Annotated in this window: 23 protein-coding genes and 2 pseudogenes; 14 read left to right on the top strand and 11 right to left on the bottom strand. The window is 48.0% G+C overall.

The genetic code is table 11. From position 1 onward, the window contains the following. The first annotated feature begins 65 nt into the window (after nt 1-65). Nucleotides 66-1,310, top strand: coding sequence for a DNA polymerase IV (locus MHH91_RS12520; RefSeq protein WP_025649868.1), 1,245 nt, complete (start codon nt 66-68; stop codon nt 1,308-1,310). Nucleotides 1,311-1,418: 108 nt separating this feature from the next. After that, nucleotides 1,419-2,828, top strand: a complete 1,410-nt coding sequence (gene gndA, locus MHH91_RS12515; protein WP_013352786.1) for an NADP-dependent phosphogluconate dehydrogenase — start codon at nt 1,419-1,421, stop codon at nt 2,826-2,828. Nucleotides 2,829-2,915: 87 nt separating this feature from the next. Here gndA and zwf read toward each other — a convergent pair whose 3' ends face one another. Beyond that, entirely contained in the window at nt 2,916-4,385 is a 1,470-nt protein-coding gene (gene zwf, locus MHH91_RS12510) for a glucose-6-phosphate dehydrogenase (RefSeq protein WP_013352785.1), read from the bottom strand. A 208-nt stretch (nt 4,386-4,593) separates the two neighbouring features. On the opposite strand from zwf, the gene rnz reads away from it, so the two are divergent. After that, entirely contained in the window at nt 4,594-5,520 is a 927-nt protein-coding gene (gene rnz, locus MHH91_RS12505; RefSeq protein ID WP_013352784.1) for a ribonuclease Z, read from the top strand. A gap of 78 nt (nt 5,521-5,598) precedes the next feature. After that, nucleotides 5,599-5,748 (top strand): 50S ribosomal protein L33, encoded by a 150-nt coding sequence (gene rpmG, locus MHH91_RS12500; RefSeq protein ID WP_003226511.1) that lies wholly within the window; start codon nt 5,599-5,601, stop codon nt 5,746-5,748. Nucleotides 5,749-5,797: 49 nt separating this feature from the next. On the opposite strand, the gene MHH91_RS12495 is transcribed toward rpmG, so the two are convergent. From MHH91_RS12495 to MHH91_RS12485, 3 genes are all read right to left on the bottom strand, one after another. Continuing rightward, entirely contained in the window at nt 5,798-6,571 is a 774-nt protein-coding gene (locus MHH91_RS12495) for an alpha/beta fold hydrolase (RefSeq protein ID WP_013352783.1), read from the bottom strand. 115 nt (nt 6,572-6,686) lie between these two features. Continuing rightward, nucleotides 6,687-7,703 (bottom strand): NADPH dehydrogenase NamA, encoded by a 1,017-nt coding sequence (gene namA / locus MHH91_RS12490; RefSeq protein ID WP_014470634.1) that lies wholly within the window; start codon nt 7,701-7,703, stop codon nt 6,687-6,689. Nucleotides 7,704-7,839: 136 nt separating this feature from the next. Further along, on the bottom strand, nt 7,840-8,163 hold the full coding sequence (locus tag MHH91_RS12485) for a GlpM family protein (RefSeq protein WP_013352780.1): 324 nt from the start codon (nt 8,161-8,163) through the stop codon (nt 7,840-7,842). A 138-nt stretch (nt 8,164-8,301) separates the two neighbouring features. Between MHH91_RS12485 and MHH91_RS12480 the strand changes: the two genes are divergently transcribed. Further along, a complete protein-coding gene (locus MHH91_RS12480) occupies nt 8,302-9,180 on the top strand; it encodes a LysR family transcriptional regulator (RefSeq protein ID WP_013352779.1) in 879 nt (292 codons plus the stop codon). Nucleotides 9,181-9,542: 362 nt separating this feature from the next. Here the strand turns inward: MHH91_RS12480 and proC are convergent, their stop codons facing one another. Next, complete coding sequence (proC, locus tag MHH91_RS12475; protein ID WP_013352778.1) at nt 9,543-10,385, bottom strand: pyrroline-5-carboxylate reductase; 843 nt, start codon at nt 10,383-10,385, stop codon at nt 9,543-9,545. Nucleotides 10,386-10,779: 394 nt separating this feature from the next. Here proC and MHH91_RS12470 point away from each other — a divergent pair, with 394 nt between their 5' ends. The 4 genes from MHH91_RS12470 (at nt 10,780) to coaA (ending at nt 14,923) form a co-directional block, all read left to right on the top strand. Then, on the top strand, nt 10,780-11,739 hold the full coding sequence (locus MHH91_RS12470; RefSeq protein ID WP_013352777.1) for an MBL fold metallo-hydrolase: 960 nt from the start codon (nt 10,780-10,782) through the stop codon (nt 11,737-11,739). Nucleotides 11,740-11,744: 5 nt separating this feature from the next. Then, on the top strand, nt 11,745-12,521 hold the full coding sequence (locus tag MHH91_RS12465) for an SDR family NAD(P)-dependent oxidoreductase (RefSeq protein WP_013352776.1): 777 nt from the start codon (nt 11,745-11,747) through the stop codon (nt 12,519-12,521). A 17-nt stretch (nt 12,522-12,538) separates the two neighbouring features. Continuing rightward, nucleotides 12,539-13,888, top strand: a complete 1,350-nt coding sequence (dsdA, locus tag MHH91_RS12460) for a D-serine ammonia-lyase (RefSeq protein ID WP_013352775.1) — start codon at nt 12,539-12,541, stop codon at nt 13,886-13,888. Between the two features lie 75 nt (nt 13,889-13,963). Continuing rightward, nucleotides 13,964-14,923, top strand: coding sequence for a type I pantothenate kinase (gene coaA / locus MHH91_RS12455; RefSeq protein ID WP_013352774.1), 960 nt, complete (start codon nt 13,964-13,966; stop codon nt 14,921-14,923). Nucleotides 14,924-14,942: 19 nt separating this feature from the next. Here the strand turns inward: coaA and MHH91_RS12450 are convergent, their stop codons facing one another. The 5 genes from MHH91_RS12450 to MHH91_RS12430 form a co-directional block, all read right to left on the bottom strand. Then, a complete protein-coding gene (locus MHH91_RS12450) occupies nt 14,943-15,107 on the bottom strand; it encodes a DUF4083 family protein (RefSeq protein ID WP_014470631.1) in 165 nt (54 codons plus the stop codon). A gap of 89 nt (nt 15,108-15,196) precedes the next feature. Beyond that, complete coding sequence (locus MHH91_RS12445; RefSeq protein WP_014470630.1) at nt 15,197-16,267, bottom strand: AI-2E family transporter; 1,071 nt, start codon at nt 16,265-16,267, stop codon at nt 15,197-15,199. A gap of 73 nt (nt 16,268-16,340) precedes the next feature. Then, nucleotides 16,341-16,547, bottom strand: a complete 207-nt coding sequence (locus MHH91_RS12440; RefSeq protein WP_014470629.1) for a YqzH family protein — start codon at nt 16,545-16,547, stop codon at nt 16,341-16,343. Between the two features lie 98 nt (nt 16,548-16,645). Continuing rightward, nucleotides 16,646-16,990 carry a YolD-like family protein gene (locus MHH91_RS12435; RefSeq protein WP_013352770.1) on the bottom strand — a complete coding sequence of 115 codons (345 nt, stop codon included), beginning with the start codon at nt 16,988-16,990 and terminating at the stop codon, nt 16,646-16,648. Between the two features lie 14 nt (nt 16,991-17,004). Further along, complete coding sequence (locus MHH91_RS12430) at nt 17,005-18,231, bottom strand: DNA polymerase IV (protein WP_014470627.1); 1,227 nt, start codon at nt 18,229-18,231, stop codon at nt 17,005-17,007. A gap of 215 nt (nt 18,232-18,446) precedes the next feature. Here MHH91_RS12430 and MHH91_RS12425 point away from each other — a divergent pair, with 215 nt between their 5' ends. The 5 genes and pseudogenes from MHH91_RS12425 to MHH91_RS12405 all read left to right on the top strand — a co-directional run bounded on the left by MHH91_RS12425 (nt 18,447) and on the right by MHH91_RS12405 (nt 20,789). Continuing rightward, nucleotides 18,447-18,917, top strand: a complete 471-nt coding sequence (locus MHH91_RS12425; RefSeq protein ID WP_013352768.1) for a GNAT family N-acetyltransferase — start codon at nt 18,447-18,449, stop codon at nt 18,915-18,917. Nucleotides 18,918-18,929: 12 nt separating this feature from the next. After that, nucleotides 18,930-19,144: pseudogene (locus MHH91_RS12420) on the top strand (hypothetical protein). 26 nt (nt 19,145-19,170) lie between these two features. Continuing rightward, a pseudogene (locus MHH91_RS12415) lies at nt 19,171-20,141 on the top strand (GNAT family N-acetyltransferase). A gap of 71 nt (nt 20,142-20,212) precedes the next feature. Next, entirely contained in the window at nt 20,213-20,575 is a 363-nt protein-coding gene (locus MHH91_RS12410) for an iron-sulfur cluster biosynthesis family protein (RefSeq protein WP_013352765.1), read from the top strand. After that, on the top strand, nt 20,550-20,789 hold the full coding sequence (locus tag MHH91_RS12405; RefSeq protein WP_003153307.1) for a DUF2552 family protein: 240 nt from the start codon (nt 20,550-20,552) through the stop codon (nt 20,787-20,789). The genes MHH91_RS12410 and MHH91_RS12405 overlap by 26 nt, the downstream gene beginning before the upstream one ends. A 39-nt stretch (nt 20,790-20,828) precedes the next feature. Here the strand turns inward: MHH91_RS12405 and MHH91_RS12400 are convergent, their stop codons facing one another. Further along, nucleotides 20,829-21,743, bottom strand: coding sequence for an alpha/beta hydrolase (locus MHH91_RS12400; RefSeq protein WP_014470624.1), 915 nt, complete (start codon nt 21,741-21,743; stop codon nt 20,829-20,831). Nucleotides 21,744-21,809: the final 66 nt, after the last annotated feature.

The following is a 21,809-nucleotide window of genomic DNA, read 5'->3' as shown; positions in this document are numbered from 1 at the left end:
CATTCAGCTTTTATTTTACTACATATATATGAGGTTTGTCTATGAAAGGAAAGGAGGCGCCGGGAGTGGCCGGAAAAGGAAGAATTATATTTCATATCGATATGAACAGTTTCTATGCCTCCGTAGAAATGGCGTATGATCCGTCTTTAAAGGGAAAACCTCTCGCCGTTGCCGGAAACGTGAAGGAACGGAAAGGAATCATCGTCACCTGCAGCTACGAAGCGAGAGCGCGGGGCGTAAAGACCACCATGCCGGTGTGGCGGGCAAAACGCCTCTGTCCGGAACTCATCGTCGTGCCTCCGAATTTTGACCGCTACCGGAGTTCGTCAAAAGAAATGTTCAGCATCCTGAGGGAGTATACGGATTTAGTCGAGCCCGTTTCTATTGATGAAGGATACATGGATATTACAGACACACCGCACAGACACAGGGCGTATGAGACCGCCATAGACATTCAGGCAAGACTGCAAAAGGAGCTTTTGCTTCCGTCAAGCATCGGCATCGCTCCGAATAAATTTCTCGCCAAAATGGCGTCCGACATGAAAAAACCGCTCGGCATCACCATTTTAAGAAAAAGAGAGCTGCCGGACGTATTGTGGCCTCTTCCGATTGAAGAAATGCACGGTATAGGAACGAAAACTGCGGAAAAAATAAAAACGCTCGGCATCAAAACGATCGGTGATCTGGCAAAAGGAGATGAGCATGCGCTGAAGACGCTGCTCGGTATAAACGGCCCGAGACTGAAGGATAAAGCGAACGGCATCCACCATGCAGAAGTCGATCCCGAGCGGATTTATGAATTTAAAAGCGTCGGCAACTCATCCACCCTGTCGCATGATTCGGCTGACTGGGACGAATTAACCGGCGTGTTTGACCGTCTCGCGCTTTCTGTAAGCGAACGGCTCCAGCGTAAGGAGGTCATGGCCTGCCGGCTGTTCATCATGATCCGTTATGCGGATTGGAAAACGGTCACAAGAAGCATGACCCTCAGCAATCCGGTTGATCAGAAAAAAGACATCATGGAAGCGGCAATGGAGCTGTTTGACAAACATTGGAACCAAAATCCAGTAAGGCTTCTCGGCATCACCGGAACGGAACTGGTTGAAAAACAGCAGGCGTATAAACAGCTTGATCTGTTTTCGTTCAAGGAGGATGCAAAGGACGAGCCGATTTTTCAGATGATGAATCAGCTGAATGAAAAGTACGGCCGAAACCTGATCAGAAAAGGCGCCGTTATGAAAAAAGAAGAAAGCAAAACAAAGGGAACGAGCTTTAACAGAGACTTTTTTCAGGATGAAAAGAAAAGCTGAATAACTTGAAAAAAGGGGTTATCTATGATAATTTCTTTAGTATAAATATCATTTTATTTTAATTTAAATTTTAAAATGGTTAAACGTTTGAAGAAGGGACGTTAGAATATGTCAAAACAACAAATCGGAGTTATCGGTCTTGCGGTAATGGGTAAAAATCTGGCTCTTAACATCGAAAGCCGGGGATTTTCTGTGTCTGTGTACAACAGATCAAGCAGCAAAACGGAAGAGTTTTTAGAAGAGGCAAAAGGCAAAAATGTTGTCGGTACATACAGCATTGAGGAGTTTGTCCAGTCTCTTGAAACGCCCCGCAAAATTCTATTAATGGTTAAAGCGGGAACTGCAACGGATGCGACGATTCAATCTCTTCTTCCTCATCTGGAAAAAGACGATATTTTGATTGACGGCGGAAATACATACTATAAAGATACACAGCGCCGGAACAAAGAGCTTGCCGAAAGCGGCATTCACTTTATCGGAACGGGTGTATCAGGCGGTGAAGAGGGAGCGCTGAAAGGGCCTTCTATTATGCCGGGCGGCCAAAAGGAAGCGCATGAACTTGTGAAACCGATTTTAGAAGCCATTTCTGCTAAAGTGGACGGAGAAGCTTGTACGACATACATCGGCCCGGACGGAGCGGGACACTATGTGAAAATGGTGCACAACGGTATCGAATACGGTGACATGCAGCTGATCTCTGAGTCTTACTTCATTCTGAAACAGGTGCTCGGACTGTCTGCCGAAGAGCTTCACGAAGTATTCGCTGAGTGGAACAAAGGGGAACTTGACAGCTATCTGATCGAAATCACGGCTGACATTTTCACCAAAAAAGATGAAGAAACAGGCAAACCGCTTGTTGATGTCATCCTTGATAAAGCAGGCCAAAAAGGAACGGGTAAATGGACAAGCCAAAGCGCTCTTGACCTAGGCGTACCGCTTCCGATTATCACTGAATCTGTGTTTGCGCGTTTCATTTCCGCAATGAAAGATGAGCGTGTGAAAGCGAGCGGCCTTCTGTCAGGACCTGACGTTAAGCCGGTTACTGAAAATAAAGAAGAGCTGATTGAAGCGGTCAGAAAAGCGCTCTTCATGAGTAAAATCTGTTCTTACGCACAAGGCTTCGCCCAAATGAAAGCCGCGTCAGAAGAATATAACTGGGATCTGAAATACGGTGAGATCGCTATGATCTTCCGCGGCGGCTGTATCATCCGCGCGGCGTTCCTGCAAAAGATCAAAGATGCGTATGACCGTGAGCCGGAGCTTGACAACTTGCTTCTTGACAGCTATTTCAAAAATATCGCAGAAAGCTACCAAGGCGCTCTTCGCCAAGTCATTTCACTTGCGGTAGCCCAAGGCGTGCCGGTACCTTCGTTCTCAAGCGCACTTGCGTATTACGACAGCTACCGTACGGCAGTGCTTCCTGCAAACTTAATTCAAGCGCAGCGTGACTACTTCGGCGCGCATACGTATGAACGCACGGATAAAGAAGGCATTTTCCATACTGAATGGATGAAGTAATGAAAAAGCCCCCGCAATTATTGCGGGGGCTTTTCTGATATGTAAAAACCGCGGGCCGTAATGAACGGCGCCGCGGTTTTTTGATTATTATATATTCCACCAGTGAAGGCCGTCTTTTTCCAAGAGGTCATCCGAAGCCTTCGGTCCCATTGATCCGGCTTCATAATTCGGAGAAAGGGTTTTGTCGGCAGCCCATGTTTCGGAAATCGCATCGACGAAATTCCAGGAAAGCGCTACTTCATCCCAATGGGCGAAGTTCGTCGCATCGCCGAGCAGACAGTCGTGAATTAATTTTTCATAGGCTTCCGGTGTGTTCATTTCATCACTGCAGTTGCTGCAGTAATCCAGCTTAATCGGCTGAGCGTGTGCGGCTCCGCCTAATTTTTTAGCGTTCAGATATAAAGTGATGCCTTCATCCGGCTGAATGTGGATGACAAGCAGGTTCGGATTTACATTCGTTTCATTGCCGTAATAAAGGTTCATCGGAATGTCTTTAAATTGAACGACAATTTTCGTTGATTTTTCTTTCATCCGTTTTCCTGTGCGGATATAAAACGGAACGCCGGCCCAGCGGAAGTTATCGATTAACAGCTTACCGGACACGAATGTTTCCGTATTGGAATCCGGCGCTACGTTATGCTCATCCGTATAACTCGCTACAGGGGTGCCGTCGATCGTTCCGGCTTGGTATTGTCCGCGGACGAAGTAATCATTCACTTCGTTTTGAGCGACAGGGCGTAGCGCTCTCAGCACCTTCACTTTTTCGCTGCGGATTTCTTCCGTGTTCAGTTTAATCGGCGGTTCCATCGCCAAAAGAGCGACCATTTGTAAAATATGATTCTGAACCATATCGCGGAGTGCGCCTGATTTCTCATAATATCTCGCACGGTCCTCAACGCCGAGATCTTCACTTGACGTAATCTGGATGTTTGAGATGTAGCGGTTATTCCACAGCGGCTCAAACAGTGCATTCGCAAACCGGATGACTTCGATGTTTTGAACCATTTGCTTGCCTAAGTAATGGTCGATCCGATAAATTTGATCTTCTGTGAACGCTTCGCGTATTTCTTTGTTAAGCTCTTTCGCACTCGGCAGGTCGTGGCCGAACGGTTTTTCAATTACGAGACGGGACCAGCCTTTTGTCGCCGTGACACCTTCGTTTTTAAGCGATTTTGCGATAGTGCCGAAAAATTCAGGGGCCATCGCCAAGTAAAACATTCTGTTGTTCGGGATTTCATATGTATGCTCAAGCCGGTCAAGCAGGACATTCAGCTCCTGATAGGAACCCGGATTCGTTACATCAAACGGATGGTAATAAAAATGAGACGTGAAATCGTCTGTGTCTTTTTGCCCAGCCGAAGAAACAGACGTTTTAACGGTTTCCCGGAGGTCCTCGTTTGACCAAGGTCTTCTTCCAACACCTACAACTGCAAACTCTTCACCAATTTGACCATTTTTATATAAACGATGAATGGATGGGTAAAGTTTTCGTTTTGCCAAATCCCCTGTGGCACCAAATATTACAATTACTGCTTTTGGTTTGTCGTTTGTTTTCACTTAGAGTACCTCACTTTATCTGAAGCATGGTTTAAAACCCCGCATATTTCCTTCATTTTAAATCTAAAATTCATTGAAAGCAAACATTTCAGCCTGTTTTTTGCGGTTTGCGGAAAAAAATTAATCATGCCGGGGGCGCCCCTGGCGAATTCACATTTTCAGCCTGATCCTGTATCCTTAGTAGTACAAAGATCTAGGAGGAAGCATTGTGGAATTAATATTTTTAGGGACGGGGGCCGGCATGCCGGCAAAGACGAGAAACGTAACGTCCGTCGCGCTGAAGCTTCTTGAAGAAAGGCGCTCCGTATGGCTGTTTGATTGCGGGGAAGCCACTCAGCATCAGATTTTACATACAACAATTAAACCGAGGAAAATTGAAAAGATATTCATCACACATCTTCACGGCGACCATGTTTACGGCCTTCCGGGTTTATTGGGAAGCCGGTCGTTTCAAGGCGGTGAAGAAGAGCTGGCGATTTACGGGCCAAAAGGCATAAAAGCATTTATCGAAACAAGCCTGAAAGTGACGGCGACACATTTGACTTATCCTCTTGCCATACATGAAATTGAAGAGGGAACGGTTTTTGAGGATGACCAATTCATCGTCACCGCAGCATCCGTCATTCACGGTGTAGAAGCGTTCGGCTATCGGATTCAGGAAAAGGATATTCCCGGTGCATTGCAGGCCGGCAGACTGAAAGAAATGAATATTCCGCCCGGACCTGTCTACCAGAAAATCAAAAAAGGCGAAACAGTCACGCTTGACGATGGAAGAATAATTAATGGTGAGGATTTTTTGGAGCCGCCGAAAAAGGGAAGAATCGTCGCTTTTTCCGGGGATACCCGTGTATCAGAGCGGGTAACGGAACTGGCGCGCAATGCCGATGTACTTGTTCATGAAGCGACGTTTGCCAAGGAAGATGCAAAGCTCGCGCATAATTATTATCACGCGACGACAGAACAGGCCGCGCAAACAGCAAAAAAAGCAGGCGCCAAACAGCTGATCTTAACTCATATCAGCGCCAGGTATCAAGGCGAAGCGCCGATAGAGCGGCTGGAACATGAGGCGAAAGCGGTATTTGAAAACAGTAAGGTCGCCTTTGACTTTATGGAGGTTGCCGTGGAGCGCTCTTAAAAAATGTGCGCTTGACATTTTTGTTTGATGATCTATAATAAAACGTAATTGTTACGATTTGATCGTGAGGTGAAAATGATGCGTGTGAATGTGACATTGGCTTGCACAGAGACAGGGGACAGAAATTATATTACGACGAAGAACAAACGGACGAATCCGGACCGGTTAGAACTGAAAAAGTATTCACCCCGGTTGAAAAAGTATACTTTGCACCGTGAGACAAAGTAGATCACGAATAAAAAAGCCATTGTGCCGCGGCACAATGGCTTTTGTTTTATCAGTTTACCGCCTGATAGGCAGGCGCATTCATTTGCTGGCGCGCCGCACACCAAACATCATAAATGGCCAGGTGGACGATGTGCGGTTCATCGTGATGAATGGCGTGAGAACTGTTTTTGGCCTGAATCCATCCGCTTTGATGCGAGATATCAAGCATATTTCTGTGCAGGTTTACCCATTGTTCATGCGCGTGCTTTAAGCGCTCATCCCGCTCTCCCGATGATAAAATCAACAGCGGCATATCGCTGAAATGAAGCTGCTGGTGCTTAATCTGCCGAAGACTCGTCAAAAATTCCGCATGTGATCCTTCTAGTATGAACTGTTTCAGATAGGCGGCTTTCATTTCCTCGGGAAGAAGCGGAAGCACTTTTGTCTCCTGATCCTCAGAAACCGGGTCAAGCAATACCATCCCGAGAATATCCCGGCGGTTTCGGCTCGCCCAGAGTCTGCTGATAATCGTGCCGTATGAATGCGAGACGACAAGGTAAGGAGGCTTGACGCCGGCTTTAAGCAGTAGAGCGTTTAATTCCTGTACCATGTGATCCGCCGTTCTCTTGTTTTTGCTTTGTCCGCTTTTGCCGATTCCGGCCCTGTCATATGTGAAAACCCCAAATTCTTCATCTATGTCAGCGAGTAATGATGTCCATGTTTCAGAAGAAGTGCCGTAGCCGGCTTCAAAGACGATCGTCACTTCGCCGGCACCTTTACGGTGTTTAGTATAAAACGGACATCCGTCAATCAAGTATGTCCTTTCCATCCATGCTGCTTTCATTGGAGTCATCCCCTCTAATTGGTTCTATAGGGAAGACGGAGAAGCTTCGGCAATCGTTTCTCAAAAAATAAAAAAAGAGACAGCCGGATCGAAAAATCTCCGGCTGTCTCTTCTGTCACCATGCTCTGTCGTATTGAACCGGCGACGGTATTTCCGTATTCAGCTGCTTCGCTGCACTCCTTGCAAAGTGCGGATCGCGCAGAAGTTCTCTCGCGACAAAAATAAGGTCAGCGCGGTTGTTCTGCAGAATTTCTTCCGCCATTGTTCCCGTCGTTATCAAACCGACGGCGCCTGTTGCGATTTCGGCCTGCTCGCGGATTTTCTCTGCGAAGCTCACTTGGTAGCCGGGGAAGACGTTAATATCAGCTTGAACGAGTGCGCCTGAGCTGCAATCAATCAGGTCGACTCCCTGTTCCTTCATCCACTTCGCAAAACCGATGTGATCGGCAATGTCCAGCCCCTTGTCTGTATAATCAGATGCAGAAACACGGACAAATAACGGGCCGTCCCATACTTCCTTGACGGCGTCAATCGTCTCGCCTAAGAAGCGGTAGCGATTTTCATGTGATCCTCCGTATTCGTCTGTGCGGTGATTGGACAGCGGTGACAAAAATTCGTGCATTAAGTAGCCGTGTGCCGCATGAAGCTCGATAATGTCAAAGCCGGCTTCTTTCGCGCGTGCCGCCGCCTGTTTGAATTCCTGAATGGTTTCTTTAATTTGTTCTGTCGTCATTTCAGCCGGTGTTTTGGACTGCTCGTCGAACGGAATGGCTGAAGGAGCGTAAATGTCTCCGTCAAGCTCAGCTTTACGTCCCGCGTGCGCGAGCTGAATGCCGATTTTTGAACCTTGCGCTTTCACTTGTTCCGTCAGTTTGGCAAAACCTTCGATATGATCGTCGCTCCAAATGCCCAAATCCTGATCGGAAATGCGTCCCTGCGGATTCACAGCTGTCGCTTCAACGATTATCAGGCCGACCTGTCCGATTGCGCGCGATATGTAGTGCGCCATATGAAAAGGCTGCAGTTTTCCGTCCTTCTCATGTGAGGAATACATACACATCGGTGCCATAACAATACGGTTTTTGATCGTTACATCTTTAACGGTCCATGGTGTAAATAATTTTCTGGCCATTTATTTCGCCTCCCGGAATGTTTTAGAAATTGATTATAACAACTTATGATCATTCAGTCATATAAACTGCTCACAACTGAGCGTAATGTTCTTATTGTTCTGACCGGGCATTTTTTTATACAGGGGGGCTGTATCTTCATAACAGGCATTTACAGGCGATCATATAGCAGATATAGATAAGAAACGCACCGATGACGGAGTGGCTTCCTTTGAACCAGTTTGTCAGGATAAAAATACTGCTGATGAAAATCACCGCGCCGAACGCACCGAATATTCCGTTTTTTTGAGCTGCTCTGAAATCGTCGGCGCTCATATTTTTCAGCTGCAATTGTATATTCAGCAACGTCATGATCGGCAGCAATGTGATAACGCCTGATAAAAATAAGTATTTCGATTTGCTTAAAAACGCAGCAGCCACCATAACGGTGCCGCCGATCAAAAATTGAATGAGAAAACTCATGCTGGAACGCTCACCTTCTGTTTGTTATCAAGTATAATTATGGAGACATTGCCATTTTATTTTTGATTGATGTATAAGTAAACTAAATATAACTAATGCGCTGGATAATAAGAAATGATATCTGGGAGATGAAGCCGGTTGGATTTAAAGAAACATTTAGCCTTTATTAAAACGGTTGAAAGCGGCAGCCTGACCCAAGCCGCTGCCATATTGAATTACACACAGCCGAACATCAGCCAAATGATCAGTAAATTAGAAGAAGAGTACGGTTTTCCGCTTCTGATCAGACAGCGGCATGGAGTGAGGCCCACCGCAAATGGCTTGAAAGTGTTACATATTATGAAGGAAATTCAAAAAAACTATGAAAAATTGTCTGAAACCGTTGATAATATTAATGGATTAGAAAGAGGAGAAATCCGGCTCGGCACTGTTACGAGTGTGGCGGTAAAATGGCTGCCGAAAATTTTGAGAGAATTTAATGTGCTGTATCCTTCCATTAAGGTGCATTTGTTTGAAGGGAATTCAACTGAACTGGAAGAATGGCTGAAAGACGATCAGGTTGATGCGGCGATCGGGACATCCCACAGCGGGAAGAGGCATTTTTACCCGTTGGCCGAGGACCCGATTGTAGTAGTGATGAGTCCGCAGCATGAATTGGCGCAATGTGAAACGGTTCCTTTACATGTCATGGAGTCCGTCAAATGTATCGTGCCTTATCCGGAGACACATTTTGATGTGCTGAAAGTGCTGAAGGAAGAAAAAATCACGCCGCGGATCGCCTATCAAATCAGAGGGGATGAAGCGATTATTGCAATGGTGCGGAACAATCTGGGGATCAGCCTCTTGCCGCAGCTTTTGGTGAATGATTGTGATGTGCTCATCAAACGGCTCGACCGGTATGTCTGCAGGCAGATCGGCATTTTGACAGCTCGTGCAAAGGAGACGCAGACACCTTCTGTTCAGAAACTGATTCAATGCATAAAAGAATGGGTTGCGATCCATCAGGCTTCTGTCTGAAGAAGCCTGATATGCCGTTTAAGCAGGATGAGGATAATGGACCGGCACAAAATAAGTGACCCGAGGAATTAAGATAACTGCGGCGTCGCCCCGGTAAACTGATGGGCATCACCGGGGGCCGGCTCACGCCTTCGTCCTGAAGCTCAACCGTCAATGCACCGCTTTTGATTAATGTGTTCTTCCCCTACATGTGATTTTGCCTCATGGGTGCAGCCCGGCTTCAAACTTTTTTTCAGGAAAGTCTTATTTTTCGCTTTTGCTCGCTCGTCCTCTTTCATAAGTGCAAGAAAAGAAACCTGTAAGCCGTTAGCGGTCTTCCGAAATTGTAAATGGACGAAAAAAAGCATGGGGAGCCCCATGCTTTATGATTGATCCGTCTTTTGCAGAACGGAGCCTGCGAATTGTTCTTTAATTTCTGCGCTCCGGGCTGCGGTTTCTGTAATGCAGTGTATGATGGCTTCTTCAAAGCGGCGCTCGTTTAAAGCGCGAAGGCCTGCTTCCGTTGTGCCGCCCGGGCTTGTGATTTCCTTGCGCAGGCGCTCAGGTCGTTTGCTGCTTTTTCTGAGCATTTCCGTCGCTCCAGCCATGGTTTGTAAAATCAGCTCTTTTGCCGTCTCTTCCGGCAGGCCGACTTGAAGGGCGGCCTTTTCCATCGCTTCGACATATCGGTACACATAGGCGGGGCCGCTTCCGGCAATGGCTGTGACGGCATCAAGGTGTTTTTCCTCAAAAAGCGTCGCTTCTCCGATTGTTTCCAGCAGTTCTTTTGCCATCCGGATTTCAGCCTCACTCGCCTCAGGGCTTGCAGAAAAACCGGTCGCCGATTGTTGAATGGCCGCGGATGTATTCGGCATCGCCCGGATGATGGTAAGCTTTCTGCCGAAATAATGCTGAATGGTGTGAATCGTCAGCCCTGCGATGACAGAAATCACAAGCTGATCTTTAACGTATTCGCGAATGTTCTCAATGCTTTCTGCCGCATCTTTCGGTTTAAAGGCGAGAACGATAATGTCGGTATTGCTGAAAAACTCTTCTTTATCCCGGCATGGTTTCACGCCGTACGTGTCTTGAAGTTCTTCAAGCCGGCTGTCATTTGACCGGTTTGTCATGTATATATGTCCGGGGGCTGTCAGTCCGCTCTGCAGCAGTCCGTTCACCATTGCTTCCGCCATTGATCCGGCCCCGATAAAACCGATTTTCTTCATATAAATCCTCCTTCTTTCCAAAACACAAAAAACCTTCCCGTCAAAAAGGACGAAAAGGTTTCGCGGTACCACCTTACATTAGCACGAATCAGCCGTGCTCAGCTCAAATCCCGTAACGAGGGATACGTTTAGGTTTTCCTAACCGCTCTGAGGGCAGGTTCTGTAAACAAGAGGGCCGCAATGTCTTTCAGCCGGGGACATTGCTCTCTGCTGCCGTTGTTTATATACTAGTTCCTCGTCATCGCGTTCCGTTTTTTCTAGTTTGTTGTTCATTATGCTATGCAGCAGAGCGGGATGTCAATCTTTTTTTCTGATATGCGGCAATAATGACACAGGGATGAGAAAAGGCTAAAATATGAGTATTCAGGAATGAAAAGAACGAAGGAGCGTAAATATGGCAGCGAGAAAGATCATTCCGATACGTGTGCCGACTCCGTTTGCAGTCGGCGACGTTATCGTTTATTTAGTAAAAGATGACGCATTAACCCTTATTGATTGCGGCCCGAATACAAAGGAAGCGGCTGAATCACTCTCAATGCAGCTTAAAGAACACGGGGTCTCCGCAGCGGATATAGAACAAGTGGTGCTCACTCATCATCACGCGGATCACTCAGGTTTGCTGCACATTTTTTCTGATGACACGGAAGTTGTCGGGCATCCGCTGAATGACAGGTACATGACTCAGGATCAGTCGTATATCGCCCGGCAGGAGGATTTTTTTCTGTCCCTTATGACCGAAATGGGCGTTCCTCTGACACCTGAAGACATACATAAAACAGTTAAGCTGTCATACTTATTTTCAGCAAACCGTCCGCTAACGAAAACAGTGGGAGAAGGCGGGGAAATTGACGGGCTTGATGGCTGGACGGTGCTTGAGATTCCGGGTCATGCCGCTTCTCATATTGCGCTTTACCATGAAAAAAACGGTGAAATGTTCAGCGGTGATCTGCTTTTGTCCAACAGCTCCACCAATCCGATTCTGGAGGCTCCGGAAAAGGGGAGTGTGCGCTCATCCCCGATGCTCGACTATTTGAAATCAATGAAACGGCTGTATGACATCAACCCGGCTTTTTTATATCCGGGGCACGGCGATCTGCTGACAGACGTAAGGCCAGCTGCTGACAGGCGGCTTGAAAAACAGAGAAACCGGGCGGACTATGTGCTGCACCTGTTGTCAGAGGAAACGCTGACGGCTTTCCAAGTATGCCGGCGGCTGTTTCCGGCTGTGTATGAAAACGAATTGTTTTTAACAATGTCAGAAACGATCGGCCATCTTGACGTGCTGGCCGCTGAAGGGAAGGCCGTATCTTTTCAGTCGGGAAACACTTTGATGTTTAAAGCTGTAAAGGAGTGAATGAAATGGGCAGATTAACGGATAAACGGATTTGGATCACAGGAGCATCAGGCGGACTTGGAGAACGGCTTGCATATTCCTGCGTGGCAGAAGGGGCCCATGTTTTTTTATCCGCCAGGCGGGAAGACCGCTTGCAGGAAGTGAAAAATACGATTACTGCGCGGGGCGGACGGTGTGATGTCATTCCGTTTGACGTCCGGCATGCAGAAGAAGCTGAAAACGTAAGGCGTTTAATCGGTCATGTTGACGTATTAATTAACAACGCGGGGTTCGGTATTTTTGAAACTGCGGCGGATTCATCTTTAGATGATATGAAGTCAATGTTTGAAGTCAATGTATTCGGATTAATCGCCTGTACGAAAGCCTGTCTGCCGGTGATGCTTCATGCCAAAAGCGGCCATATTATCAATATCGCTTCACAGGCCGGCAAACTGGCGACGCCGAAATCAAGCCTTTATTCCGCTACGAAACATGCCGTTTTAGGGTATTCCAATGCCCTGCGGCTCGAGCTGGCCGGTACGGGTGTAGCTGTGACAACGGTTAATCCCGGACCGATCAAAACAGACTTCTTTACAATTGCAGATAAAGAGGGCAGTTATGTTAAAAGCGTCGGCAGATGGATGCTTGATGCCGACCGTGTGGCAGAGCGCATTACGTCCGTGATTTTGACGGATAAACGGGAAATTAATCTTCCGGGATGGATGAGCCTCGGGACGAAGCTGTATCAGCTTTTCCCTTCGTTTACAGAAAAACTGGCCGGCCGGGTATTAAAGAAAAAGTAACAAGGGGGAGAAGGCAAATGTCTGATCGGGATATACGCACGGCATTGATGGAAGAGCCTTTCGTCAGGCAAATGGCGGAGGCGCGTGAAGTCTTTTGGATCAACCCGCACAAAAACGATGATCACATAAAACATGCCGCTGAATGGAATGAGGAGATTGCTGAAGCGGAAGAAAGGCTGCGCCGGTTTGCGCCTTATATCGCATCAGCTTTCCCGGAGACGAAAGAGGCGGGAGGTCTCATTGAATCTCCGCTTGTCTTGATCAATGAAATGAAGAAACGTCTGGAACACAGCGCCGGCCGGGCTTTCCCTGGGCGTCTGCTTTTGAAATGCGACGATGAACTGCCGATTTCCGGTTCCATTAAAGCCCGCGGCGGGATTTACGAAGTGCTGAAGCATGCAGAAGACCTCGCGCAAAAAGCGGGAATGCTCTCAAAAGATGATGATTACAGCATATTGACTGAGAAGCGGTTTACTGATTTTTTCTCGAAATATTCTATAGCCGTCGGCTCTACAGGCAATTTAGGCCTTAGTATCGGCATAATCGGCGCGAAGCTCGGCTTTTGTGTGACCGTGCATATGTCCGGTGACGCAAAGCAGTGGAAAAAGGAGCTGCTCCGGGAAAAAGGGGTCCGCGTCATCGAATACGAAGCAGACTACAGTCTGGCTGTTAAAGAGGGGCGTATTCAGGCGCAGCAGGACCCTTATTGTTATTTTATTGATGATGAGCATTCACGGGATCTGTTTTTGGGCTATGCTGTTGCGGGGGGACGTGTGAAAAAGCAGCTCGATCAAATGAACATAAAGCCTGATGCTGATGAGCCGCTTTTCGTCTATCTGCCGTGCGGGGTCGGAGGAGGCCCGGGCGGCGTCGCGCTTGCGCTAAAGCTGGTCTATGGCGAACATGTCCATATTTTTTTCGGGGAGCCGACGCACTCACCGTGTATGCTGTTAGGGCTGTTTTCCGGTTTGCATGACGGAATCAGCGTGCAGGATATCGGTCTTGATAATCAAACGGCCGCCGACGGACTTGCGGTGGGAAGGCCGTCCGGACTGGCCGGCCCTCTTATGGAACCTATACTCAGCGGCTGTTATACCGCTGATGACAGCACGCTTTTTTCGCTGCTTTATCAATTAAGAGCGTCCGAGAATAAGAGCCTTGAGCCTTCTGCCCTCGCCGGTATGGCCGGAGCTGTCAAGTTCGTTCAGACCGAAGCGGGAAACCGTTATATAAAAGAGCGGGGGCTTGAGATGGAAAATGCCGTGCATCTTGTGTGGAGCACCGGCGGGAGCATGGTTCCGGACGAGGAAATGGAAGAGTACAGCCGCATCGGTTCCTCGTTTGCGAAAAAAATGGGCAGACAGTGAAGCGGTTTTCCGTTACAATCTTTGTAAGCGTTTGTTTTTTAACCGGAAAGCCATACAGAGAGATTGGTGTGAATTGTGAAAAGTAAAGAATTGAACTTACATACATTGTACACGCAGCACAGCCGCGAGTCGTGGTCCGGATTCGGCGGCCATCTTTCCATTGCCGTTTCAGAGGAAGAAGCCAAGGCCGTAGAGGGGCTGAACGACTACCTATCGGTTGAAGAAGTAGAAACGATTTACATTCCGCTTGTGCGCCTGCTCCACCTTCATGTCACGTCTGCCGCAAGACGGAATCAGCATGTCAACGTGTTTCTGAAGCATCCGCATTCAGCGAAAATCCCGTTTATTATCGGGATCGCGGGCAGCGTCGCCGTCGGCAAAAGCACGACGGCGAGAATTTTGCAAAAGCTTCTTTCCCGTCTGCCGGACAGGCCGAAGGTGAGTCTGGTGACAACCGACGGTTTCTTGTATCCGACGGCGGAATTAAAAAGGAAGAACCTTCTGTCCAGAAAGGGATTCCCGGAAAGTTATGACGTAAAAGCGCTGCTTGAGTTTCTGAATGATATAAAATCAGGGAAAGAGAGAGTGGAGGCGCCCCTATATTCCCATCTTACTTATGACAGGGAAGAGGGCGCCGTCGAAGTTGTCGAAGGTGCGGATATCGTCATTATCGAAGGAATCAATGTCCTGCAGTCGCCGACTTTAGAGGACGACAGGGAAGATCCGCGGATTTTTGTATCGGATTTCTTTGATTTTTCGATTTATGTGGATGCGGAAGAAAGCCGGATTTTCACGTGGTATTTGGAGCGCTTCCGCCTTTTAAGAGAAACCGCTTTTCAGGACCCGGCTTCTTATTTTCATAAATTTAAGGATTTGTCTGATGCAGAAGCGGATGCCATGGCCGCCTCCATTTGGGAGAGCGTCAACCGTCCGAATCTGTATGAAAATATTCTGCCGACAAAATTCAGATCAGATTTGATTTTGAGAAAAGGTGACGGCCATAAAGTTGAAGAGGTGCTGGTAAGACGGGTGTGACACAAATCCCGCGACCCCCTTATTTGCGGTTTTTTTCTTCGCGCAGCGCATCGAGTTTCTTTTCGATCCTGTCCAATTGCTGGCGGCGCTGCTTCATGCTTCTGAATACGTATATCACGGCAAACAGGAAAATCGCGGCTGCAATAAATGAAACGAATTGAAAAATGACATCACCGATGTTCATCTTTTGACCTCCGTGTGGGGCGGGATTCTTCAGCCCGCCTTTTTTTTATTTTAACCGATGTGAAGGCATGAGGGGTGAATCGTTTCTCTCTAGCCTTGTTTTTTTCTGAGAATGAACAGTTTCTGCATATGGCTTATGATCACCTTTGCAACCGCATAGCCGGGAATGGCCAGCAGCATCCCGGCAATACCCGAGAATTTACCGGCGGCAAGCAGAAGAAAAATGATGGTCAGCGGGTGAATGTCAAGCTTCCGGCCCATAATTTGCGGGGAAATCAGCTGGCTTTCAAGCTGCTGGACAATGACGACGACTATAACCACCAGCACCGCTCGCGTCGGTGAATCGAACAATCCGACAATGACTCCCGGAAATGTGCCGATCCAAGGCCCGATAAACGGAATCAGGTTTGTCACCATGGCGAACGCACCCAGGACGAGCGGATAATCGAGCCCGATTATGAAATAGCCGGTCGTAACGAGAACACCGACACAAAAACTGACGAGCAGCTGTCCTTGTATGTATGAACTGAGAGCCTCATCCATGTCCTGAAGGATTTGTTTTCCTTCTTTCTGATGTTTTTCCGGAAGAAGCCGCAGCAGCCGCCGGGGCGCTTTATTTCCTTCCTTTAACATGTAATACAGCGCAAACGGAATGATGGCGGCGGTGATGGCGGCATTGGCAGCCGCACCGGCCAGGCTGCTGAGAGAATCAGCGATTGAACCTGAATAATTTGCGGCTTTGTCCGCTGCTTTTTTAAAGGAATCCTCATGCTGAATCCGGGAAAACCATTTGCTGTCCTGAAGGTGTCTGATCCAATTTTCAGCTTTTGCGGAAAGCTCAGGGATATGATCTGTGAAGGCTGCAAACTGTTTTTGAACGGCAGGGCCCGCCGTATAAAGGAAGAGGACAAAAAGGCCGGCTGTTCCCGCATAAATCGCTAAAATCGCGATGCCTTCGGGCAGCTTTACTTTCTCATGCAGCACTCTGACGATCGGGCGGCACAAATAGTAAAGGACCCCCGATAATACAATGGGCGGAAACAAGGTTTTAGCCGTAATCACAACAGGCTGGAACAAAAAGTCTATTAATGTTCCGAGATAAATAATGAGGAATAACAAAAGAACGGCATATCCGATCTTGAAATAAGGCCCGACTGGCATCTCCTGCACCACGCAATCTTTAAGGGTTTACTCTCGACCGTTTCCCTTATCGCCCGGTGCATAAACGTCAGTGTCAGGAGAACTGGCCCTGGTTGGTGACGTAATCGTAGATAATATCTTCTACATGGGCATGGAGATCCTCATCGGGTTCTTCGTTCCTTCTTTCTTCTAAAGCTTTTTTTAAACGCTGTTTTTCATAGGGGCTCAGCGGATCTGTCGACACATTCCGTCCATACTGGCGGAGGGCCTGTCCCAGCATTTTTTCTATAAATTGATCCATCATATATTCTCCTATTCTTATCATTCATCTATTCTACTAAATATCATATGATCCTCCCACTCTTCTATCATATTTTCTGTCAGGACGGGATGGGCTTTTTATTCCAATTCAGCTGAGAGAATAAGATGAAACGGCAGCGATAATGCATCTTCATCGTTTATGATTTTTAAACGCTTTTCGTCGTGCATCACTTGTTTTACCCATCCCCAAAACCGGCGGGGGCCGTGTGCTGAAGCGTAGGTGACCGAAATGGCCCTGTCTTCTTCAATCGACGCCGTAATGGTGCGGTTCATGTCGTTCATTTGCTCTTCGCTCAGTTCCGGAGGCCGGAATTCCCGTTCTTTTCGTTTTTTTGCAAGCAGCTGCTCCCGATGTTCGGGCAGCATCATCCGGCTTGACTCCCACATGACATTATACCCGGGGGTTAATTTGTTCGGATTCATGTATATCACCTCAATTATTTGTAGTGCCCGCCGATTTTTTCGGCCCGGTGAAAGGCTTGGCCGGCCTCTGTCAGCGAAGCGGCATGGAGCAGCGACGCGGGGCCGTACCGCTCATGAATATCATCCAATACTTTGCCGAGGCTGATCTTTTTTTCCAGGGAATCAAACAGGCTCAGCTGAACATAATCACAGGGCTCCAGCTGGGAAAGGGCGACGCCGGCGCTGCGGACGGGCTCACCGTTCCAATGCTCTTTGAAGAGCTTGACCGCCGCTTTAAAAATATCCATTCCGAAATTGGTCGGAGAGACGAGCTTTCTCTGTCTGTGAAAACCTGAAGGAAAATCAAAATCTGCGCCTCTGATGCTGACCGAAACCGTATGGCCGATGTACTGTTTGAAACGGGCGCGGCGGGCCACTTCTTCGCTTAACTCCAGCAAAACGACTTTGATATCCTCAAAGCGGCAGTAGTCCCTGGGGAGCGTCATGTTATGGCCGATCGCTTTTTGCCGGCTGTGCGTGTTTACGGTGACTGGAGAGGGATCGATGCCGCGGGCCGTCCGCTGAAGCAATTCGCCGTTAATGCCCCACCGTTTTTTCAGCAGTTCGGCAGGATGCCCGGCAAGCCCGCCGATTGTGCTGATGCCCATCCGTCTTAAATGATGCTCCATCCGTTTTCCGATGCCGAATAGTTTTCCGACCGGCAGAGGCCACAGATCCTGCCTGATATTTGACATATCCAGCCTGTGGATGCCGGATGCGTTTTTTTTGGCAAAATGGTCGCAAGCCATTTTCGCGAGCGCTTTATTCGGCCCGATGCCGACACGGGCATAAATACCGAATTCACGCATAATCGCTTGTTGAATGCTTTCGGCGATTGTAAAAGGATCACCGAACAGCCGCCTGCTTCCGGTCACGTCGAGAAACTGCTCATCGATGGAGTAGGGTTCTACAAGGTCGGTATACCGCTCAAACAGTTCGGTAATCATGACGGATACATCAATATACCGCTGCATCCGCGGACGGACGATAACGGCGTCGGGGCATTTGGCCTGCGCTTCCCACAGCCGTTCGGCGTTTTTTACGCCGTATCGTTTGGCGAGCGGACAAGCCGCAAGCACGACCCCGCTGCGTCTTTCGGGATCTCCCGAAACGATGACGGGCCGGTTTTTAAGATGAGGCGCTTCCGCTTTTTCTACAGACGCATAAAACGATTGCATATCAACAAGAAGAATATCAGCCATAAAAAAAACCTCCGGGAACGTTTGTTCTGTTTTTCATTGTACCCGAACAATGACCGCGTTTATACTGGTAAATCATTCCCCGATTGGGAGACGGCTGATTCGTTCGCATAAAAAGAAATCATTTACAATTGCAAATAACCCACATATAATTTTTTATATTCCAATGAGAAGAGCTGACATTCATTTTGCCGGACGAAAAGGAGAGTCAATCGAAAATGGATATTCGAACAATCACCTCTGAAGACTATGAAATGGTTACGTCTGTTTTGAATGAATGGTGGGGCGGCAGGCAAATGAAAGAAAAACTGCCGCGCTTGTTTTTTGAACATTTTCAGGACACAAGCTTTATTACATACGGGCCGGAGGGAATGACCGGTTTTTTAATTGGGTTTCAGTCACAGTCAGACCCTGAGACGGCCTACATTCATTTTTCCGGTGTGCACCCGGATTTCAGAAAAATGCAAATTGGAAAACAGCTCTACGACCGATTTATGGAGACGGTGAAAAAAAGGGGCTGCACAAAAGTCAATTGCGTGACGGCGCCTGTTAATAAAGTGTCAATTGCTTATCATACAAAGTTAGGCTTTGAACCTGAAAAAGGAACCAAAACCGTAAACGGAATCCCTGTTTTTGCGAATTATGACGGCCCGGGCCAAGACCGGATTCTGTTTGTGAAATACATATAGAGGAGGCCGAATATGGGTTTTTTAGCTGACACGCCCAAACCGCCTTATTATGCGGTCATTTTTTCATCAATAAAGGGAGAATCTGAGCATACTGACAGCGGGGCTTTTAGGCGAAGAAAGCGTTCATGGATGCGATGAAACCGCGGAAAGACCATACCGGCCACCGGACGGCAAAACAAAAAGGAAAAAGTGCGTACGCGATCCGCATAACGAAAACGGAGTCATAGCGGTTTGCACCAAAAGGAGTGGAAGATTGATTACATTTTTACAGCATACACAAGAACAGACGGCGCGGGAAATTGCAGCGGTTCAGCGCTGCTCTTATCAAAAAGAAGCCGAGTTGATCGGCTTTTTCGGCATTCCCGCTCTGCATGAGACACCGCGTGACATACAGCGGTCACGGGAGACGTTTGCCGGTTTCAAGGCAAAAGATCAGCTCATAGGCGTCATTTCGTATGAAAAAAAGGGATATGAACTTGTCATATGCCGGCTGACGGTGCACCCGTCCGGCTTTCGGAAAGGAATCGGACGGGCGCTTCTTCAATTTGTGATAGACGAGAACCGGGACGCTCAAAAAATAGAGGTGGCTACCGCTAAACAAAACGTTCCGGCAGTCTCTCTCTATTTAAAAACCGGGTTCACGGAAGCCGGACAGATTGAGACGCCGGAAGGGCTGACCCTCTCGTTTTTTCATTTTTATCCGAAGAGGAAAGCGGAAGTCATTCCGTACAAGCCGGAATGGAAAGAGATGTTTGAGAGAGAGAGAAGGCGGTTTTGATCCGAATCTTCGGACCCGCACTCCATTCTGTCAGCCATATCGGAAGCACCTCCATCCCGGGGATGGCCGCAAAACCGGTCATTGATATACTGGCGGAGGTCAAAGATATTTTGGATGCTGACCGATACCGTCCGCAGCTGGAAGCACTCGGCTATGAGGCAAAAGGGGAGAACGGGATAAAGGGAAGGCGTTTTTTTCAAAAAGGCGGCAACAAGCGCACACACCACGTCCACATATACGAAACAGGACATGCGGACGTAAAGCGTCATCTGCTGTTCCGGGATTACCTCACCGCAAGACCTGAAAAAGCGGCTCAATACATGGAGCTGAAACAGCAGCTCGCCGAGACATACCCGTACGATATGGGAAAGTATATTGAAGGGAAAAATGACTGGATCAAGGCGGCTGAACAAGAGGCGAAGGACTGGGAGAGCGGTCTGCTGTAAAAAAGCAGAAACAATGCATACAGCGGCGCGGTATGCTACAATTGGCGAAAATGAAAAACGGAGGATCATCTATGCAAATACATGTGACGGATGCGGCGAAACATACATTCCAGCAGGCGATGGACGCCAACCCGCAGAAAAAAGCGCAGCTCCGCTATGACGCAGAAGGCTGCGGATGCGCTGTCAGCGGCGTGCCGACCATCTGGCTGACGGACGAATTAACGGGGCAATGCGAACGCATTGAAACCAACGGACTTCCGCTTTACATCCAGACCTCTCAAAAAGTGTTTTTTGACGAGGAAATGACAATCGATTACAATGAAAAGGCGAAAACGCTCGTCTTAAAAAGCCCGGCAGAGATGCTGAGCCCGAGAATGAGCATATTAGTAAAGCAGGGAGAAACGGAAAGTGAATCAAAAGCTGAAAGCCATTAAACAGACGGCACAGCATAAGACGTGGGTATCCTTCCTGAACAACAACCACCCGTACAGTCTGCTGCACTGGTCCATTGGAGGCGCTGAATCCGTTCAGAAGGATGTCTGGTTGCTTCAGGATGAGATGACCTTCAAAGCGCAGGAATTTACGACAATCGACCTCGCCATTGACTGGATCGGAGAAAATATGGACGGGATTACCGACGTTTTATGACGGGAAAGCGAAAGAACGAGCATACGTTCTTTCGCTTTTTTACGTTTGCGTCATGGTATCTAAAAAGGTTTGAACGGCTTTACGGTAGCTTTCCGGATTTTTGGTGTACGACATGGCATGCCCGCCCGATTCGGCAAGATACAGCATCTTCGGGCCGCGTTTTCTGCGGTGCAGCAATTCGGAAGAAGAAGGAGGTATATAATCATCCTCCTTACTGTGAATAAACAGCACGGGCTGCCGGATGCGGCTGATCACCGACAAAGGCGATACATCACGGATACGGTATCCCTCTCTCATCCGCAAAAAGAAATCAGCCAAAGGCAGAATCGGCCACGGAGGCAGCCGGAATTCCCGCTTCAGTCTGTAGGCGAGCTGATCGTGAAAGCTTGCGAAAGGGCAGTCCGCAATATAAAAATCAGCGCCGTCGCCGTTCTGATGCCCGCCCGCATATAATAAGGCCGTCACCGCCCCCATCGATTCGCCGTGGATGCCGATTTGACCGCCGTCTCCGGTTTTGTTTCTCACCCAATTCACGGCTTCTTCCAAATCATCTTTTTCAAAATAGCCGTAGCTCGTCGTTCTGCCGCCGCTTTTACCGTGCCGGCGGTGGTCATACATAAGCACATTCCAGCCTAAATCTAAAAACAAATCCATGTATTTCAATGAGTTGAACGAATTCATGGTAACGCCGTGACAAATAATCATGGTGTTTGCCGTATCATACGGGGCAATGTAAAAGCCTTTGATCTCATACCCGTGGCGTGACAAGATGACGGCCTCTTCTTTTTCCATGGTCTGAAAGGAATCAAATAGATCATGTCCGTCCGCCGTTTCTCTTTTCATGATATCTTCATCCGTTTTTTTCTTAATAAACATAATCAGATTCGTAAGAGCAAATCCGGCAGCTAAAAAGACTGCACAAGCCGAACCGAACACCGCCAGCCATTTTTTCACGCAGGAACCCTCCTTTAAATGACAGAAATATAGAAAATCCTTTCCCGGGTTTTCAGGCAGCTGAAC

This window comes from Bacillus sp. FSL K6-2819, assembly GCF_038008305.1.
Taxonomy (GTDB): domain Bacteria; phylum Bacillota; class Bacilli; order Bacillales; family Bacillaceae; genus Bacillus; species Bacillus amyloliquefaciens.
The sequence above is the reverse complement of the archived record's forward strand: the minus strand, read 5'-3'. Positions and strand labels throughout refer to the sequence as shown.